18 protein-coding genes and 1 pseudogene are annotated in these 17,198 nt (G+C 66.0%); 8 read left to right on the plus strand and 11 right to left on the minus strand.

Annotated elements, in window-relative coordinates:
- Both JOZ00_RS21615 and pyrR read right to left on the minus strand, forming a co-directional pair.
- A pseudogene (locus tag JOZ00_RS21615) lies at positions 1-306 on the minus strand (aspartate carbamoyltransferase); the annotation flags it as partial.
- A complete protein-coding gene (pyrR, locus tag JOZ00_RS21620; protein WP_293347764.1) occupies positions 303-857 on the minus strand; it encodes a bifunctional pyr operon transcriptional regulator/uracil phosphoribosyltransferase PyrR in 555 nt (184 codons plus the stop codon). The pseudogene JOZ00_RS21615 and the gene pyrR, both read right to left, overlap by 4 nt.
- Positions 858-951: 94 nt before the next feature.
- On the opposite strand from pyrR, the gene JOZ00_RS21625 reads away from it, so the two are divergent.
- The gene (locus tag JOZ00_RS21625; protein WP_293347767.1) at positions 952-1,629 is read left to right on the plus strand and encodes a class I SAM-dependent methyltransferase; all 678 of its coding nucleotides are present in this window, start codon (positions 952-954) and stop codon (positions 1,627-1,629) included.
- Positions 1,630-1,640: 11 nt separating this feature from the next.
- On the opposite strand, the gene JOZ00_RS21630 is transcribed toward JOZ00_RS21625, so the two are convergent.
- The gene (locus JOZ00_RS21630; RefSeq protein WP_293347770.1) at positions 1,641-2,072 is read right to left on the minus strand and encodes a cellulose-binding domain-containing protein; all 432 of its coding nucleotides are present in this window, start codon (positions 2,070-2,072) and stop codon (positions 1,641-1,643) included.
- A 148-nt stretch (positions 2,073-2,220) separates the two neighbouring features.
- Here JOZ00_RS21630 and JOZ00_RS21635 point away from each other — a divergent pair, with 148 nt between their 5' ends.
- Together JOZ00_RS21635 and JOZ00_RS21640 are read left to right on the plus strand one after the other, a co-directional pair.
- Complete coding sequence (locus tag JOZ00_RS21635; protein WP_293347773.1) at positions 2,221-3,426, plus strand: serine hydrolase domain-containing protein; 1,206 nt, start codon at positions 2,221-2,223, stop codon at positions 3,424-3,426.
- A gap of 4 nt (positions 3,427-3,430) precedes the next feature.
- A complete protein-coding gene (locus JOZ00_RS21640) occupies positions 3,431-3,970 on the plus strand; it encodes a GNAT family N-acetyltransferase (protein ID WP_293347776.1) in 540 nt (179 codons plus the stop codon).
- Positions 3,971-4,080: 110 nt separating this feature from the next.
- On the opposite strand, the gene JOZ00_RS21645 is transcribed toward JOZ00_RS21640, so the two are convergent.
- From JOZ00_RS21645 to JOZ00_RS21670, 6 genes are read right to left on the minus strand one after another with little or no spacing between them, the layout of a single operon-like run.
- Positions 4,081-6,795, minus strand: coding sequence for a fumarate reductase/succinate dehydrogenase flavoprotein subunit (locus tag JOZ00_RS21645; protein WP_293347779.1), 2,715 nt, complete (start codon positions 6,793-6,795; stop codon positions 4,081-4,083).
- Positions 6,792-7,535 (minus strand): ABC transporter ATP-binding protein, encoded by a 744-nt coding sequence (locus JOZ00_RS21650; RefSeq protein WP_293347782.1) that lies wholly within the window; start codon positions 7,533-7,535, stop codon positions 6,792-6,794. The genes JOZ00_RS21645 and JOZ00_RS21650 overlap by 4 nt, the downstream gene beginning before the upstream one ends.
- On the minus strand, positions 7,532-8,404 hold the full coding sequence (locus tag JOZ00_RS21655; protein ID WP_293347785.1) for an ABC transporter permease: 873 nt from the start codon (positions 8,402-8,404) through the stop codon (positions 7,532-7,534). Before JOZ00_RS21655 ends, JOZ00_RS21650 begins: the two co-directional genes overlap by 4 nt.
- Positions 8,401-9,789, minus strand: coding sequence for an ABC transporter substrate-binding protein (locus JOZ00_RS21660; RefSeq protein ID WP_293347788.1), 1,389 nt, complete (start codon positions 9,787-9,789; stop codon positions 8,401-8,403). Before JOZ00_RS21660 ends, JOZ00_RS21655 begins: the two co-directional genes overlap by 4 nt.
- Positions 9,790-9,805: 16 nt before the next feature.
- Positions 9,806-10,036, minus strand: coding sequence for a ferredoxin family protein (locus JOZ00_RS21665; protein ID WP_293347791.1), 231 nt, complete (start codon positions 10,034-10,036; stop codon positions 9,806-9,808).
- Positions 10,033-10,785, minus strand: a complete 753-nt coding sequence (locus JOZ00_RS21670; RefSeq protein ID WP_293347794.1) for a GntR family transcriptional regulator — start codon at positions 10,783-10,785, stop codon at positions 10,033-10,035. Before JOZ00_RS21670 ends, JOZ00_RS21665 begins: the two co-directional genes overlap by 4 nt.
- 248 nt (positions 10,786-11,033) lie before the next feature.
- Here JOZ00_RS21670 and JOZ00_RS21675 point away from each other — a divergent pair, with 248 nt between their 5' ends.
- The 3 genes from JOZ00_RS21675 (at position 11,034) to JOZ00_RS21685 (ending at position 12,843) form a co-directional block, all read left to right on the plus strand.
- Positions 11,034-11,834, plus strand: coding sequence for a hypothetical protein (locus tag JOZ00_RS21675; RefSeq protein WP_293347797.1), 801 nt, complete (start codon positions 11,034-11,036; stop codon positions 11,832-11,834).
- 77 nt (positions 11,835-11,911) lie between these two features.
- Positions 11,912-12,145 (plus strand): hypothetical protein, encoded by a 234-nt coding sequence (locus JOZ00_RS21680; RefSeq protein WP_293347800.1) that lies wholly within the window; start codon positions 11,912-11,914, stop codon positions 12,143-12,145.
- A gap of 29 nt (positions 12,146-12,174) precedes the next feature.
- On the plus strand, positions 12,175-12,843 hold the full coding sequence (locus JOZ00_RS21685) for a response regulator transcription factor (RefSeq protein WP_293347803.1): 669 nt from the start codon (positions 12,175-12,177) through the stop codon (positions 12,841-12,843).
- Here JOZ00_RS21685 and JOZ00_RS21690 read toward each other — a convergent pair.
- Entirely contained in the window at positions 12,825-14,030 is a 1,206-nt protein-coding gene (locus JOZ00_RS21690) for an MFS transporter (protein ID WP_293347806.1), read from the minus strand. The genes JOZ00_RS21685 and JOZ00_RS21690 overlap by 19 nt on opposite strands.
- Positions 14,031-14,791: 761 nt before the next feature.
- On the opposite strand from JOZ00_RS21690, the gene JOZ00_RS21695 reads away from it, so the two are divergent.
- On the plus strand, positions 14,792-15,919 hold the full coding sequence (locus tag JOZ00_RS21695; RefSeq protein ID WP_293347815.1) for a PPE family protein: 1,128 nt from the start codon (positions 14,792-14,794) through the stop codon (positions 15,917-15,919).
- A gap of 85 nt (positions 15,920-16,004) precedes the next feature.
- Positions 16,005-16,805, plus strand: a complete 801-nt coding sequence (locus tag JOZ00_RS21700; RefSeq protein WP_293347809.1) for a hypothetical protein — start codon at positions 16,005-16,007, stop codon at positions 16,803-16,805.
- Positions 16,806-16,810: 5 nt separating this feature from the next.
- Here the strand turns inward: JOZ00_RS21700 and JOZ00_RS21705 are convergent.
- Positions 16,811-17,198: ATP-binding protein (locus JOZ00_RS21705; protein ID WP_293347812.1), on the minus strand; the 388-nt coding region annotated here is incomplete at its 5' end.

Consider the following 17,198-nt stretch of genomic DNA (forward strand, 5'->3'; position numbering starts at 1 on the left):
GGCGTCCGCCCCCATCGCCTCGAGGGTGAGCGCGGTGTCCTTGAGGCTCTCCCCCTTGGACACGCTCGAACCCTTCGCGGAGAAGTTGATGACGTCGGCGGACAGGCGCTTCGCCGCCGCCTCGAAGGAGATCCGGGTCCGGGTCGAGTCCTCGTAGAAGAGGTTGACGACGGTGCGGCCGCGCAGCGTCGGCAGCTTCTTGATCTCGCGTCCGACCAGGGCCTGGGCGAACCGGTCCGCGTCGTCGAGGATGGCGGTGGCCTCGTCTCGGCTCAGGTCGCCGGCGGCCAGCAGGTGGCGCGTCATCGCGAGATCACCACCCCGTCGCGGCCGTCGTGCTCGCTCAGCAGCACGTGCACACTTTCGCCCCGTGCGGTGGGGACGTTCTTGCCGACGTAGTCGGCGCGCAGCGGCAGTTCGCGGTGGCCGCGGTCGACGAGCACCGCCAGCTGGACGATCCGCGGGCGCCCCACATCGCGCAGCGCATCCAAGGCCGAGCGCACCGAGCGCCCGGAGAACAGCACGTCGTCGACCAGGATCACCAGCGCGTCGTCGATGCCGCCGGCCGGAATCGAGGTGGCCTCGAGCGGCCGCGGCGGCTTTTGCATCAGGTCGTCGCGGTAGAGCGTGATGTCGAGGGCGCCGTGCCCGACGTCAACCCCGCTGTATTCGGCGATGTTGGTGGCCAGCCGATCGGCCAGGATGACGCCGCGGGTAGGGATGCCCAGCAGCACCACGCGCGGGGCGTCGGGACCGTCGAGTGCGGTCTTTTCGATGATCTGGTGTGCGATACGGGAAATGGTGCGGCCCACGTCGGCCGCCGACATCAATTCCCGGGTGTCACCCACGGCACCCATGACGAGCCTTGACCTCCTTCTCCGCCTCGCCGGACGGATCGTTAAAGGATGTCGACTGCCGGGCAGCGTAGCACCCCGGACTACCCTGGTGAAAATGACAGGCTCGACTTCTTCGTCCGGATTCTCCGGACTACAGCGCATGGACTTCGACGCGCTTTACCGCGGCGAAAGCCCCGGCGAGGGTATGCCGGCGATGACCACACCACCATGGGACACCAAGGCCCCCAAAGAAAGTGTCGTCGCATGGCATGGCGCCGGCTGGGTCCATGGTGACGTTCTCGACATCGGCTGCGGTCTCGGCGACAACGCCATCTACCTGGCCAAAAACGGCTACCGGGTGACCGGGCTGGACATTTCTCCGACCGCGCTGATCACCGCCGAGCGCCGCGCGGCAGACGCCGGGGTTGACGTGACCTTCGCGGTGACCGACTCCACCAAACTTCAGGGCTACACCGACGCGTTCGACACCATCGTCGACAGCGGCATGTTCCACTGCCTCGACGACGACGGAAAGCGCAGTTACGCCGCCGCGGCCCACCGGGCCGCCCGGCCGGACGCCACTCTGTTGATCAGCTGCTTCTCCGACGCCAACCCGTCTGACGACAAATGGCCCCGCCCCGCGGTGTCCGAGCAGACGCTGCGCGACGTCCTCGGCGGCGCGAATTGGGACATCGAATCGCTCGAGCCCGCCACCATGCGCCGGGAACTGGACGGCGCGGAAGTCGAGATGACGTTCTGGTATGTCCGGGCGCGCCGACGCACCTCACCCTGAATCGGGTGCCGCTAGGCGCTGCAGAGATATTGCCCGTTCAGCACGCAGTTCACCGGTGGTGAGTAGACACCGGTCAGCACGCCCCTGAAACCACCCGTGGCTGAACCACCGGGCGCAATGACGCGATTCCAGTTCGCGGGGCTCAGAACGTAGTGCGTGCCCGATTGGCTGACGGTGCTATTCCACGTGTGCGAGATGGATTCTCCCGACGGCAAGTCGAATTCGATCTTCCAATCGCTCAGCGGCACCGTGCTCGAGTTCGTGACGGCGAAGTGGGCGATGAAGCCGTTCTGCCACGAATGCGACACCGATAACGTCGCCGTGGCCGCGGCCGCATGAGCCACCGGCGTGCTGACGATTCCGAAAAGGACAACCATCGATGCCGACACGGCTACGTGAAGCGCTGTGCGCCAGCGCTTCACGCGATTGCTCGGTTCGGACATGGCACCAACATTAAAGCCAAACGTGCGGCATCGACCCTCGCATCGCGGGCATGCCGCAACAACTTTGTACAACCGAAACCGTCATGAAATGCAGCCGCGACCCAAGCCGCAAATCGGGGCCGGCGCGGCGCGCATTACCCTGAACCGGGTGAATCTCGACCTCAATGCGGCCTCCATCCGCGAAGTGTGCGATGCGGGCCTGCTCGCCGGGGCGCTGACGGTGGTCTGGCAGGGCGGAGAGGTGCTGCAGGTCAACGAGATCGGGTACCGCGACGTCGATGCGGGCCTGCCAATGCAGCGTGACACGCTGTTCCGGATCGCCTCGATGACCAAGCCCGTCACGGTTGCGGCGGCGATGAGCCTTATCGACGAGGGCAAACTGGCGCTCAAGGACCCCATTGTGCGGTGGGCGCCGGAGTTGGCCGATGTCCGGGTGCTCGACGATCCGCGCGGCCCACTGGACCGCACCCATCCGATCCAGCGCGCCATCCTGATCGAGGATCTGCTCACCCACACCAGTGGCCTGGCCTACGGATTCTCGGTGTCCGGGCCGATCGCGAAGGCCTACCTGCGGCTGCCTTTCAATCAGGGACCGGACGTCTGGCTCACCGAACTCGCGAAACTGCCGTTGGTGCATCAGCCCGGTGATCGGGTCACCTACAGCCACTCCATAGACCTGTTGGGCGTCATCGCTTCCCGCGTCGAAGGCAAGCCGTTCTATCAGGTTCTCGAGGAGCGGGTGCTGGGCCCGACGGGCATGCCGGACACCGGGTTCTTCGTCTCGCTGGAAGCGCGCCGGCGCGCGGCGACGATGTACTCGCTCGACGAACACGAGCGGCTGCGGCACGACGTGATGGGGCCGCCGCACATCAAGCCGCCGTCCTTCTGCAACGCGGGCGGCGGCCTGTGGTCGACCGCCAACGATTACCTGCGATTCATCCGGATGCTGCTCGGCGACGGGATGGTGGATGGCGTGCGGGTGCTCTCACCGGAATCGGCCCGCCTGATGCGGACCGACCGGCTCACCGACGAACAGAAGCGGCACAACTTTCTCGGCGCCCCGTACTGGGTCGGCCGCGGCTTCGGCCTGAACCTGTCGGTGGTCACCGACCCGGCGAAGTCCGCCCCGCTGTTCGGTCCGGGCGGGCTGGGCACGTTCAGCTGGCCTGGCGCCTACGGCACGTGGTGGCAGGCCGACCCCGAGGCCGACCTGATCCTCATCTATCTGATCCAGAACCTGCCCGACATGACGGTCGATGCGGCCACGGCGGTGGCCGGCAACACGTCGCTGGCGAAACTGCGCACCGCACAACCGAAATTCGTCCGCCGCACCTATCAAGCGCTCGGCTTCTGAAGCCATGGCCGACTACCCACCCGACCGCATGACCGGCCCGCGGCTGGTGCTGCGACCGCCCGTGCTCGACGATGCGGGAGCGCTGTATCAGCGGGTCGCCCGCGATCCCGAGGTCACCAAATACCTGTTGTGGGCGCCGCATCCGGACGTGGCGGCGACGCGGCGGGTGATCACCGAAAAACTCAACAACAATGACGACGAGCGAACCTGGGCCATCGAGCTGAAGCACCGCGGGGAAGTCATCGGGCTGACCAGCTGCCGGCGTGAGGCCCCGCACTCGGTCGAGATCGGCTATTGCCTCGGCCGCCGTTGGTGGGGCAAGGGTTTGATGGCCGAGGTCCTCGACATGCTGCTGAGTGCGCTCGATGCCGATCGGGCCGTGTTCCGCGTCTGGGCCACAACCAGTGTCGACAACGAGCGCTCGGCGCGACTGCTGGAGCGGGCCGGTTTCGTGCTGGAGGGACGGCTGGCCCGGCACGCGGTCTACCCCACCATGGGATTCGAACCGCAAGACAGCCTGCTCTACGCGCGAATCCTCCGGTGAAATTTTTCGAGTGTGCATGCAGGGCGGAGAATCGCCCCAAACGATTGCCCTGAACGCACACTCAAAGCCGCCAGCGCACACTCGACGGGCAGAGTCATCGACTTGCCCGCCTACCCCCTCTTCGCCAAGTCTTCTCCGGCGCCGACTTCGTCCAAGGCGCGACGCGCATACGCGCGCACGTCCGCGTCGCTGTCCTTCAGCGCGATACCGAGCGCGTCCCGCGCGGCGGGCGCAGTTGCCCACCGGGTCAGGCTGAGCACGGCCGCCTTGCGGACGTCGAGATGCGCGTCGCCGAGCGCCTCGGACAGCAGCGGAACCGCGGATTCGGCTGACGCACCCGACAACGCTCGCGCGGCGCCGACACGCACCTGCCACGCCGGCGCCCGCAGCGCCTGCCGAACCGCGGTCAAAACCTCGTCGCCGCAGCCCAATTCGCTCAGCGCCGCCAGCGCCGCTGCACGCACCAGCGGGTCGGGGTCGCCGACCAGCGCCCGCACGGCCTCTGCCCCGCCGCGTAGCGTTGCCAGACCCGCGGCCGCCGCGACGCGAACCTCGCGGTTCTCGTCGCCGGTCGCGTGCACCACCCCGTCGACGTCGTCGACCGATACCAGCGCACGCACCGCTTCGATCCGCACGCGATGGTCGGGATCCTCGATCGCGCGCCGGTATTGGCCGGCATCGCCCGCGCGCCGTGCCGCGAGGAGATAGACGGCGGCGGCACGCACCACGTTGTCAGCCGAAAGCAGATACTCGGCGACGGCGGCCGGATCCGGCAGCACTTCGACCAACTCGCGGATGCCGTCGGCGCTGGCGCGACGTACCGTCGCGTCGGCGTCGTTCAGCGCCGCGTACAGAGCGGGCGCATACCCGTCGGGAATGTGCTCGGTCAGCGTGGCCACCGCGGTTCGGCGGACCCCCGGATCGGTGTCCGCCAGATACGGCGTCAGATCGCCGATCACCGGTTCCTCGAGGGCGAGGACCTCGGCGATACGGGGCGACGGCGGCTCGAATTCCGTTCTCGCCGAATCGATCCGCGAGCGCGTGGTGGGCGGGGCCTGCCCGCCGATCAGCGGCGGCTGCTGCACCTGTTGCACGGACTGGTCCGCGGGCGGCAGACCGTCCAGCTCCGGGACCGGCACCACATACGGCGCGACCGGGCGCTTGAGGAAGGCCATTTCGCCGTCGGCATCCTTGAACAGGTTGAGGTGGTAGCCCCATTGGCTGTCGTCCCGGTCCGGCAGATCGGCGCGGTCGTGGTAGAGACCCCAGCGCGATTCGGTGCGGGTCAGCGACGAGCGGGCGGCCATCTCGGCGCAGTCCCGGATGAACGACACCTCCACGGTCCGCATCAGTTCGTGCGGGTTGCGGGCGCCCATCTCGGCGATCTCGGCACGCATCCGGTCAAACGTCTGCACGGCGATCGACAGTTTGGCCGCCGTCTTGGGCGGGGCCACGTAGTCGTTGACGAAGCGCCGCAACTTGTATTCGACCTGCGGCTGCGGCGGGCCGTCGGGATGCCGCAGCGGGCGGTAGATCAGCTCGTGGGCCTCACGCAGCTGGGTTTCGTCAAGCTCCTGTGGGGCAGCGACTTCGGCCAAGGTGGAGACGGCGTGGGTGCCGGCCAGGTCGCCGAACACGAACGCCCCGATCATGTAGTTGTGCGGCACGCACGCCAGGTCCCCCGCGGCGTACAGGCCGGGAACCGTAGTGCGGGCATGCTCGTCGACCCACACACCGGACGCGGAATGGCCGCTGCACAAGCCGATTTCGGAGATGTGCATCTCGATGTCGTGGGTGCGGTAGTCATGGCCGCGGTTGGCGTGGAACGTGCCCCGGGTGGGCCGCTCGGTGGTGTGCAGGATGCCTTCCAGCGCGGTCAGCGTCTCATCGGGCAGGTGGGACACCTTGAGGTAGATCGGCCCGCGAGCCGAGTCGATCTCGCTCTTGACCTCGGACATCATCTGCCCCGACCAGTAGTCGGAGTCGACGAACCGCTCGCCGTGCGAGTTGACCTGGTAGCCACCGAACGGATTGGCCACGTAGGCACACGCCGGGCCGTTGTAATCCTTGATCAGCGGATTGACCTGGAAACACTCGATGCCGGACAGCTCGGCACCCGCGTGATACGCCATCGAGTACCCGTCGCCGGCGTTGGTGGGGTTCTCGTAGGTGCCGTAGAGGTATCCCGATGCGGGCAGGCCGAGCCGGCCGCACGCCCCGGTGGCCAGGATGACCGCCTTGGCGCCGACGGCAACGAATTCCCCTGTGCGCGTGTGCAAGGCGGCCGCACCCACCGCGCGACCGTCCTGAACAAGAACCCGGACCGGCATCAACCGGTTCTCGATGCGGATCTTGTCGCGCATCGACCGTTGCCGCAGCACCCGGTACAGGGCCTTCTTGACGTCCTTGCCCTCCGGCATGGGCAGCACGTAGGAGCCTGACCGGTGCACCCGTCGGACCGCGTACTCGCCGTGCTCATCCTTCTCGAACTTCACGCCGTAGCGCTCCAGCCGCTGCACCATCGCAAAACCGCGGGTGGCGGTCTGATAGACCGTGCGCTGGTTGACGATTCCATCGTTCGCGCGGGTGATCTCGGCGACGTAGTCCTCGGGCTCGGCCTTGCCGGGGATGACGGCGTTGTTGACCCCGTCCATGCCCATCGCCAGGGCGCCGGAGTGCCGCACGTGGGCCTTTTCCAGGAGCAGCACCTGCGCGCCGCCCTCGGCGGCCGACAGCGCCGCCATGGTGCCCGCGGTGCCGCCCCCGATGACGAGGACGTCACAGTCGAGCCGCGTCGGAGTGGTGGGGTCGGGTATCTGCGTCATGCGGCCACCGACGAATGATCTAGTGCCGCAATCACTTCAGCGCGAAGCGCGCCACGCTGCCGGTCGACGCGGGGCTCCGGCACGTCGATCAGGGTGCGCAGCGGCTGGCCGGCCTTGCCCAGCACCGCGATCCGGTCGCCCAGCAGCAGTGCCTCGTCGACGTCGTGCGTGACGAACACGATCGTCGTCGGATGAGCGCTCCAGGTATCGATCAGCAACCGCTGCATGGCCGTACGCGTTTGGGTGTCCAGCGCACCGAACGGCTCGTCCATCATCACCGCGCGCGGAGCCCCGGCCAGGCCGCGGGCCAGCTGGACCCGCTGCCGCATGCCGCCGGACAGGCTCTTGGGCAGGTAGTCACCGAAACCGGTGAGACCGAGTTCGCCGATCCAGCGGTCGGCCTCCGCCCGCCGCCCCGCCCGCGGGACGCCGCGCAACCGCAGGGCCAACTCGATGTTGGACCGCACCGTGCGCCATGGCAGCAGCGCGTTGTCCTGGAACACCATGCCGCGATCGCCCGAGGTGCTGGTGACCTCGGCGCCGTCGGCCAGGATGCGGCCGTCGTCGGGCCGCAGCAGTCCCGAAACGGCGCGCAGCACCGTCGATTTGCCGCACCCCGAAGGCCCGGTCAGCACGAGGATCTCCCCGGGCCGCACCGACAGGCTCAGCCCGTCGATCACCGGATCTCCGGTGTAGGACAAGCGAACTCGATCCAGTTCGAGACTGATTCCCAAAGTCATCGCTGCTCCTCCTCCGCGCGCGGCAGCCAGCTGGTCACCCGGCGGCCCACCAGTTCGACGGCCGCGGCCGTCGCGAATCCCAGGACGCCGATGGTGATGATGCCGACGAACACCTGGGGGTAGGCCAGCACGGTGTAGTCCTGCCAGGTGCGATAGCCAACCCCGAGACGGCCCGAGATCATCTCCGCGGAGATCACGCAGATCCACGCCACACCCATGCCGACCGACAGGCCCCCGAACACTCCGGGCAGGATGCCCGGCAACACCACCTGTTTCAGCACGTCCCACCGGCCGCCGCCGAGGGTGCGCACCGAGTCCTCCCAGAGGGTGGGCAGCGCCCGCACCGCGTGCCGGGTGCTGACCAGGATCGGGAAGTAGGCCGCGAGGAAGGTGATGAACACGATGCCGGCCTCGTCGGTGGGAAACAGCAGGATCGCCACCGGCACCATCGCGATGGCCGGAACGGGCCGCACCAACTCGGTCAGCGGACCGAAGGTGTTGGCGAACAACCGCGAACGGCCGAGCAGCACACCCGTCGCGACGCCGATCACGGCGGCCAGCCCGAAGCCGGTCAGAATGCGGATCAACGACTGGGCCAGGTCAAGCCAGTACTCGTAGGTTCCGAGCCGGCGCTGCAGCGCGTGCACGATCTCGGTGACGGTCGGCAGGGTGTCGAATCGCAACAGCAGCCGGACCTTGCCGGCCGTCAGGACCTGCCACAGACCGATGGCGGCGACGACCGAGGCAAGGCGAAGCAGCCGCCACTGCCACGGGGACGTGGTGCGTCGCGGCGCCCCCGCCAGCGGGGCCGCGTCGACGACTTGGCCGGAGGCCGGGGCTGCCGGATCGCCGGTCAGATATGCAGTCATACCGAACCTCCAAGTGCCTGTTGATAACTCACGATGGCGCCGCCCGGGTGTGCGGCGAGGTAGCGATGCGCGCCGGCCGGAGTTCCGAACGGCAGGTAGTTCTGGCCGGCCTGCACCCAGACCGCCTTGTCGGCGAACCATCGGGTGCCCAGCTCAGCGTCGGGGACATAGGCGGCACGGACTTTGGCGCCGTGGGCGCTCGCGTCCCTGACCGCCCGCAGTAGGGCGGTCGGATCGGCGACTGTCTGGGTCGTGACCGATCCGTCCAGCCAGAGTTCGCTTGCCAGCGCGGGGTTCCCGCTGAGCACGGACGGGTTGGCGGTGGCCGCCCGGGTCGCGTCGTAGTTCAGGCCGCGAGCGCCGAACACGCTGCGCAGCGGCGCGTCCTGGACGAAGCCGGTGACGTCGAGGTCGGCGAAGTCGCCAATCGACTTCAGATACGGCACATCGTTTTTCAGCGCCCCAACCAGTGCGGGCTTGAGGGTGGTATCGAACGATGTACCGCCGGGACCGTTGTAGAGGTAGACCACTTCCTGCGGCAAACCGCTGGACTGGGCGACGATACGGGCCGCCTCCAATGGCTTTTGGTTGAGGAAGTCGGTGGCATCCAGTTGCGCCTGTAGGAAGGCCGCCAGCACCTCCGGATGCGACGTCGCGTACGACCGGCGCACCACCACACCGTGCAGGGTGGGCAGGTTCAGCTCGGCGCCGTCGTAGAGCAGCTTGGCCTTGTTTTGGAAGACGAGCAGCCCCGGCCAGGCGACGAACTGTGAAAGCCCTTGCACCTGGCCCGATTCCAGAGCCGAAGCGCCCACCTGTGGCTGCTGGTTGAGCACCTCGACGCCCTTGATCCCGGCCCTGTCCAGGGCCCGCACCAGCGTGCCGTGGCCGGCCGAGCCCACGCTCGCCGAAACCTTCGACCCGGCCAGGTCATTGAGCGAGGTCGCCGACGAACCGGGTGCCACCACCACCATGTTCAGCGCGCCCTTGGGGTTGTAACCGGTGATCGAGACGATTTCGGTCTTTGCCAGCGGATTCGCCTGCGTCTTGGAGCCGTTGATCAGCATGGGGTAGTCCCCCATCGAGCCGATGTCGATCTTCTCGGCAAGCATCTGCGCCGTGATCGGGGCTCCGGTGTCGTAATCCTGCCACCGCACCGCGTATTTGGTGCCGGTGCGGGTGGTGATGTCTGCGAGCCGGTGCTCCAGGTAGCCCTGCGCGCGCAGCAGCGTGCCCGCGGTGACGGTGTTGATGGTCTTGGACTGGTAGCCCACGACGACGTTGACGACACCGGAGGACTGCGAGAGCGACTCGAGCGAGCATCCGGAGGTGATAGCGGCGGTGGCGATGGCGAGCGACGCCAGATAACCGGCGGGCTTCTTCATTGGCGGCCTTAGGATTTCAGCGAAGTAGATAAGGCATGTTGACGGTGACGGCGCCCGTCGGACAGCGAGCGGCACAGGGGCCGCAGTACCAGCATTCGTCGACGTGCATGAACGCCTTGCCGGTGTCGGGGTTGATGGCCAGCGCGTCGAGCGGACAGACCTCCACGCACAGTGTGCAGCCGTCGATACACAGCGACTCGTCGATCGTCACCGGCACGTCCGCGCGGTTGTTGTTGACCAGGGTCATGGGTTACTCCTCATCGGCTCGGCTCTAATCAAACTGCCCCGCATGGTGATTCGGTCGCCGCGCATCCGGATGTACTCCAGGTCGACGGGTGTGCCGTCGGCGAGGCCGGTGAGCCGCTCCAGCATCAGCAGCGCCGCCCCGTCGGGTACCTGCAGCGTGGCCGCCGAATGCGCGTCGGCGGGGATGGCCTCAAGCGCCAGCGACGCCGAGCCCAACCGCTGCCCGCTCACCTGCTCGATCAGCGCGAACAGGTCGTGGGTCTCCAGCGGGTGCTTGAGCACCTCCATACCGATGTCCGGGGTGAGGTAGGTCAGGTCGAGGCTGAGTGGCAGGTCGCCGAGGTAGCGCAGCCGCTCGACGAACACCGCCTGCTCACCGGGCTGCAGCCGCAACCGGCGGGCCACCGACGGCGGGGCGGTGACCGGCATTGCGGCACGCACCTCATTACGGACTTCGCCGAGGTCCTTGAATGTCTCCTTCAGCCCCAGCAGCGCGTCGAGACCGTGATCGTACTTACGCTGCGCCACATGGGTGCCGACCTTGGGTCCGCGGTCGATCAGCCCCTCGTGTTTGAGAACGGTCAGCGCCTCGCGAATGGTGTTGCGCGACACGGCGAATTCCGCGGCCAACTCCAGTTCGGCGGGCAGGCCGTCGGGATAGGCGTCGGCGTGGATCTGCTGGCGCAACACATCGGCGACCCGGCGGGCACGATCTGCCCGGGGGCCCTGGATGGGTACTGGTTGCGCCACGCGGTCACGCTAACGCAGCTCAGGGGCACTTTCCGGGCGGCCGAAGAGGCCTCGCCGGCGCGGATTGGCGTATTGCGCCGGTTCGGATTCGACGACGACCAGCTAAAACCGGGACCGGTCGCGCTATTACGCCACCGCGGCGTCGACGGCGTTTTTCCGATCCTGGTGAGTAGAACCGTGCTCTCAGCGATTTCTCAGCGCGTCTGCCGTAGTTATTCATCAATAACGACACCGGAAGTTGACTGTTGATGAATGACGTTTCTAAACAGGCTTCACAACACGCATCGACCAAGGTGCCGGCCGTCACGCTGGGCTTCTGGGTGATCAAGGTCCTGGCGACGACGCTGGGCGAGACGGGTGGCGATACCGTCACCATGACGTTGAACTGGGGCTATGCGGCCGGCGTCGCGCTTTTCGGCGTGGCACTGGTGGTACTGGTCGCCGCCCAGATCTTGGCCAAGCGCTTTCACCCGATCCTGTACTGGGCGACGATCGTGGCTTCGACGACATTCGGGACGACACTGGCCGACTTCGCCGACCGGTCGCTGGGCATCGGCTACACCGGCGGATCACTCGTATTACTGGGTTGCCTGTTGGCCACCCTAGGGGTGTGGCGCTGGTCGCAGGGCACGGTGTCGGTCACCACGGTCTCGACGCCGAAGGTGGAGGCCTTTTACTGGGCAACCATCACCTTCTCGCAGACCCTCGGCACCGCCCTGGGAGATTGGCTCGCCGACACCCGGGGATTCGGTTACGAACGCGGCGCACTGGTGTTCGCCGCCGGGCTGGCTATCGTGATAGCCCTCTACTACTGGACCTCGGTCTCGCGGGTGACTCTGTTCTGGGTCGCCTTCATCCTGACCAGGCCGCTGGGCGCGACCGTGGGCGACTTCATCGACAAGCCCGTCGCCGACGGCGGTCTCGCCCTGAGCCGCCCGCTGGCCTCGTTGGCGATCGCCGTCGTCATCGCGGTATTGCTGATCGCCCTGCCGCAACGCGCCGGGCGTCACGCCGGATATGCGGAAGACGCGGCGGCAGAGAGCGAATGACAAGACCTGGTGTCTCACCGCTCATGATGCTGCCTCCAATAGGTCTGAGGGAGCGGCGGATTGAGCAGTGCCCGACAATGTGGTTCAACGTGGACTTCTTCGAACGTCCCTGGCCCGACTGGAAAGTCGACGTGGACACCGATATGCCGAGAACCTACTTCAGCTACACCAATCCCGGCGAGACGATCATCGGTCACCCGGTGCGCATCAGGCTGGAAAGACCCGGCGTCGTATGGGTGGCTACCAGCAACTTTTGCCGGCTCGGCGGGCCGTCCGGTGAGGTTCTGGTTGAAGCCAGTTGGCCCGACTAGGCGCAATCGCGCACGGGTAGCGTAAAGACATGCGGGTTCTGCTCGTCGAGGACGAACCGCGACTGTCGGCGACATTGTCGATGGGGCTGCGGGCAGAGGGATTCGTCGTCGTCGCCGTCGGGACCGGCGTCGAAGGACTGCACGAGGCGATCGAAAACACCTACGACGTCGCGATTCTTGACATCATGCTGCCCGGTCGCAGCGGCTATGAGGTGTTGCGCCAGATGCGTGCTCAAAACGTCTGGACGCCGGTGCTCATGCTGACCGCCAAGGACGGTGAGTACGACGAGACGGACGCCTTTGATCTCGGAGCGGACGACTATCTGACAAAACCGTTCTCGTTTCGTGTGCTCGTGGCGCGCCTACGCGCGCTGGTTCGCCGCGGCGCGCCGGAGCGGCCGGTGGTGTTGACCGCGGGGTCGCTGTCGCTCGATCCTGCCCGGCACACGGTCGAACGTGATTCGACCCCAATCGCGTTGACTCCTCGCGAATACGGTGTGCTCGAATTCTTGATGCGCAATAAGGACGTGGTCGTGACCAAGGCCGAGATATTGCGCAACGTGTGGGACGAGCACCACCAGGGTCCCGACAACGTCGTCGAGGTCTACGTGGGATACCTGCGCCGCAAGATCGACACTCCCTTCGGCACCAACACCATCGAGACGATCCGGGGCGTCGGTTACCGACTGCTGTGCTGACGCCGGTCTTCGGGCACCAAAGGCATTGCTGCGAGCGGGAACAATCCGCAAAGTGCCCATGCAACCGGATATTGGCCTGCACCGATCAGCGCGCCGAACAGCGACGGACACGCCGCTGCAACCACCCGCTGGGTGGTGTTCTGAATGCCCAGGGCCCGCCCGCACCAGAACGGGCCGGCGGACTCGGTGATGGCGGTCGCCTCCAACCCGTTGTCGAGAACCGCGATCACCGAAATCGTTACCATCAGCAAGATTTCGATCCCCGAATTTATGCTGTCTGCGACGGCGAGCAGGAACAGGACAGCCGCCGCGCCCGCGGCGACCGCACGCACCGGACGCATTCTCGAGCCGGCGCGATCAGACCAGCGACCGATCGCGATGCGGCCCAGTGCGCCGAGCAGCTGAGAGACGGTGACCAAACCACCCGCGGCCGCAACCGACCAGTGATGCCGATTGATCAGCCAGATCATCATGAAAGTCATCGTGATTGTCTGCGGCATCATCAGCAGACCCGCCACGGCATGAATTCGTAGCAGCACGAGAGATCCGCGGTATGGGTTGGCGAGTTCCGCGATTGGAGTCTCTGCTCGGGATTTGCGTGGCGGATCGACGATGCCGACAAAGCTGGCAACCGCCGCGAGGGCGCACACCACGGCAATGAAGGTCAGACCCCAGCGGGGCTCTCGCCCGGCCAATCCGGGTATCACCAAGGCACCCAACGCGATTCCCAGTGGTTGAGCGGTCTGACGGATTCCCATCACAAGTCCGCGTTGGTGTGGCGGGAACCACGCTGATACCAGCCGGCCCCCGGCGGTATTGCAACAGGCGGTAGCCATGCCCCCGATGAACAAGTAGAAGCACATCCACACCAACGAATGGGCCGAGGCCGCAGCGTAGGCCGCGACAGCGGTGAGTGCCGAGCCTGCGGTTAGCACGATCCGTTCGCCGATTTGGTCGACCACGTAACCCCACGCGACCAGCGTCAGGACCATTCCCATGCTCGGCATCGACGCGAGCAGGCCGGCGTCAGCGAGTGAGAGAGCATGTCGGGCGGTGAGCGCCGGCATCACGAATGCGATGCCATTGACGAAGAGGAAGGAACTCGCGGTCACGAATAGCGAGATGGCGGTGATGATGTAGCGGGCGCCGTTGCTCAACTGCGCGGTGGCGTTGTCTTCCAAACGCATGGTCGTGCAAGGTGGCGTCTCTGCGTGGCTTCGCATCCGGCGAGGCCCGGTGAAGACTTCACCGGCGTCGCCGGCGCAGCTTCTCCGGCGCGCTAGACCTATCGAATAGTTCACTGTCCCCCCAAAGATGCGTTCGAATCTGCAGATTGCGTTGGCGTCGCGCTATTTGCAGCCCTTGAATAAAGGATCGCGGGGGGACTTAAGAGCCAGCTGAGCCAGATCTATGTTTTTCGTATCGTTTTCAGTTTTATCGACTTCGAAGCAGAACAAAGGTATAAAGATCAGTCGCTATCTTGGGCGCGTCGACGAGAAAGGTCGAAGAACTATGAAAACGATTGAAATACAGAAGAATTGGCGTCAGCCAGTCCTGGTGACGATGCCGTGGGCGTGCATGCCCTCATCCACTTCGACGTCAAGAATGCTTGGCGAAATGCGCTCAACAACGGCCCAAGGTCGGCAATCGGCTCGGCGCGCGTAATGATTTCCGCGTATATTTCGATTAATGCGCGCAAATAATTGCCGGAAACACGGCGAAAAATGGGCGGGCCTGACCTAAAGCCGAGCATTCTGTCCCCGCCCGGGCTGGACCTCGAGCTCGCACGGCGCTGCATTCGGATCAAACATAGTGTGCGCCAGCTTATAAACGGGGCGCTGAGAACCCGCTGAGAAGGCACATCCCGCCCGTGACTTCAGCGCTGCTTCAGTATGCGGTCAATACCGTCACGCTCGTGATCGATACGGCACCCGCACTGGACTTCGCAATGCTCCCGCCCGAAATCAACTCAGGACGCATGTATTCCGGTGCCGGCGCCGGCCCCATGTTGGCTGCTGCGGCCGCCTGGAAGGGACTGGCTGCCGAACTGCGTGCCACGGCGCTGTCTTACGGCTCGGCACTCGCGGCGCTGGTCGGCGAAGATTGGCTCGGCCCGGCATCAGCGTCAATGGCGGCCGCGGCCTCACCCTATGTCGCGTGGATGAACGGCACCGCGATGCAAGCCGAGCACACGGCCGCGCAGGCCGAGGCCGCCGCAGCCGCCTACGAGATGGCCTTCGCCGCAACGGTTCCCCCGCCGCTCGTCGCGGAGAACCGCACTCGGCTGATGACGCTTATCGCCACCAACATCATGGGACAGAACACGCCCGCGATCGCAGCCACCGAGGCCCAATATGCCGAAATGTGGGCGCAAGATGCCGCTGCCATGTACTCCTACGTAGGCTCTTCGGCGGTCGCCAGCCAACTGAGCCCCTTCGCGTCGCCGCCGTCCATCGCCAACCCGCGCGCGATAGCGGCCCAGTCCGCCGCTGTCGCCCAATCTGGCAGCGCCGCAAACGGGTTCGCGTCGGGATGGGATATCTTTGCTCCCGGGTCAGGTCGCGTCACCACCGGACCACTCGGACTGCTGAACGCCATCTTCGGCAGCGACACCGCTGCGGGCCAGGTGCTCAATTCCAACCTGTTGAACACCATTTCCGGCAGCGGGCTCATCTCCCCCGCCAACACCGTCGGTCCATTTGTCAGCTTCATGACTGCTGGTTCAAGTGCGGTAGCGACGGACGCGGCAGGGGCTGCAGCGACTGCGATTGACGGCGCGGTCACAGGCGAGGTGCTGGGCATGGGCGGCCCGGGAGCAATGTTCTCGGGTGGTGTGGCGCAAGCGGTCACCGTCGGCTCGCTATCGGTACCACCGAACTGGACCGCTGCCGCTCCGTCGGCCAGCGCGCTGGCCTCGCCACTGGGCGGCACACCGATCGACACGCACCCTCCGGCGACGGCAGCCGGCATACCGGGAATGCCCGTGGGCACGTTTGTCGGTCAAAGCCGCGGTCGCGGCGTGCATCCGTACGGCTTCCGGCCGACCTTCATCGCACGACCGCCCGCCGCCGGATAGTAGAGGCAGAGCCTGCGCAGAACTCAAAAACATTATTTGACAAAGCTATTGGCCGATCCGCAGTGAGGATGACAGGAATGTCCCTATGAATGAATCGACGAAGCAGGCCTTGAGCAAGGTCCCGGCAGTCACCCTGGGCTTCTGGGTCGTCAAGATTTTGGCGACGACCTTGGGCGAGACGGGCGGCGACGCCCTGACGATGACATTGCTGCACGCGCACGAACGCCAGAATTGGGGTTATCTCATAGGCGTCGCGGTGTTCGGCGGCGCGTTGGTGGCGCTCGTCATCGCGCAGATCCTCGTTAAGCGATCCAATCCAGCGCTCTACTGGGCGACGATCGTCGCCTCAACGACGTTCGGCACGGCGTTGGCCGACTTCGCCGACCGATCGTTGGGGATCGGCTATACGGGTGGGTCGCTACTGCTGCTGTGTTGCTTGTTGTCCACCCTGGCGTTTTGGCATGGGTCGCAGGGAACGGTATCGGTCAATACCGTTTCGACGCCGAAAGTAGAGGCGTACTACTGGGCCACCATCACGTTTTCGCAGACGCTGGGCACCGCACTCGGAGATTGGCTGGCCGATACAGGCGGGCTGGGCTACGAAGGTGGCGCGCTGGTATTCACAGCGGGCCTCGCCGCCGTTGCGGCGCTGTACTACTGGACAAGCATCTCGCGTGTCACCCTGTTCTGGGTCGCGTTCATATTGACCCGGCCCCTCGGCGCCACCGTGGGCGACTTCCTCGATAAACCTGTCAGCCACGGTGGCCTGGATCTGAGCCGCCCGCTCGCTTCCGCGATCATTGCGGCCGCAATCGTCGTGCTGCTCGTCGTCGTACCCCAGCGCCCGGGGCAGCACCCCGGCGAGCCGGCCGACACTGCCGCGTGAAGTCGTCACAGCAGCGACGGAAAAGTCACGGTGAAAACGGTTCCGCCGCCGGTCCTGTCGTCAATGCTGACGGTTCCGTTGTGGGATGCGACGATTTCCGCAACGATCGCGAGCCCCAGCCCGTTGCCGCCGCCGTCGCGGGATCGGTCGGCGTCAAGCCGAACGAACCGATCGAAAACTCGAGTTCTATCCTCGGCGAGGATCCCCGGCCCGTCATCGGCGACTGTGAGCACGGCTGACGTATTACGTTGTCTTACAGCGATTTCTATGGTCGATTTGGCGTGCCGAACGGCGTTGTCGAGCAGGTTACGTAGCACGCGCGCGACGCCTCGGAGGTCGCCGGTGATCACCACGGCTTCGCTGTGCAAACGGATATTCAAGCCGCTCTCCCGG

This window comes from Mycobacterium sp. (assembly GCF_019243155.1).
In the GTDB taxonomy this organism is placed as follows: domain Bacteria; phylum Actinomycetota; class Actinomycetes; order Mycobacteriales; family Mycobacteriaceae; genus Mycobacterium.

Bases quoted from the DNA above. Each gene is read 5' to 3' on its own strand.
- JOZ00_RS21630 (WP_293347770.1), bottom strand. From the start codon at position 2,072: ATGTCCGAACCGAGCAATCGCGTGAAGCGCTGGCGCACAGCGCTTCAC.
- JOZ00_RS21660 (WP_293347788.1), bottom strand. From the start codon at position 9,789: ATGAAGAAGCCCGCCGGTTATCTGGCGTCGCTCGCCATCGCCACCGCC.
- JOZ00_RS21655 (WP_293347785.1), bottom strand. From the start codon at position 8,404: ATGACTGCATATCTGACCGGCGATCCGGCAGCCCCGGCCTCCGGCCAA.
- JOZ00_RS21680 (WP_293347800.1), top strand. From the start codon at position 11,912: ATGTGGTTCAACGTGGACTTCTTCGAACGTCCCTGGCCCGACTGGAAA.
- JOZ00_RS21665 (WP_293347791.1), bottom strand. From the start codon at position 10,036: ATGACCCTGGTCAACAACAACCGCGCGGACGTGCCGGTGACGATCGAC.
- JOZ00_RS21700 (WP_293347809.1), top strand. From the start codon at position 16,005: ATGAATGAATCGACGAAGCAGGCCTTGAGCAAGGTCCCGGCAGTCACC.
- JOZ00_RS21685 (WP_293347803.1), top strand. From the start codon at position 12,175: ATGCGGGTTCTGCTCGTCGAGGACGAACCGCGACTGTCGGCGACATTG.
- JOZ00_RS21645 (WP_293347779.1), bottom strand. From the start codon at position 6,795: ATGACGCAGATACCCGACCCCACCACTCCGACGCGGCTCGACTGTGAC.
- JOZ00_RS21690 (WP_293347806.1), bottom strand. From the start codon at position 14,030: ATGCGTTTGGAAGACAACGCCACCGCGCAGTTGAGCAACGGCGCCCGC.
- pyrR (WP_293347764.1), bottom strand. From the start codon at position 857: ATGGGTGCCGTGGGTGACACCCGGGAATTGATGTCGGCGGCCGACGTG.
- JOZ00_RS21640 (WP_293347776.1), top strand. From the start codon at position 3,431: ATGGCCGACTACCCACCCGACCGCATGACCGGCCCGCGGCTGGTGCTG.
- JOZ00_RS21675 (WP_293347797.1), top strand. From the start codon at position 11,034: ATGAATGACGTTTCTAAACAGGCTTCACAACACGCATCGACCAAGGTG.
- JOZ00_RS21695 (WP_293347815.1), top strand. From the start codon at position 14,792: ATGCTCCCGCCCGAAATCAACTCAGGACGCATGTATTCCGGTGCCGGC.
- JOZ00_RS21625 (WP_293347767.1), top strand. From the start codon at position 952: ATGACAGGCTCGACTTCTTCGTCCGGATTCTCCGGACTACAGCGCATG.
- JOZ00_RS21650 (WP_293347782.1), bottom strand. From the start codon at position 7,535: ATGACTTTGGGAATCAGTCTCGAACTGGATCGAGTTCGCTTGTCCTAC.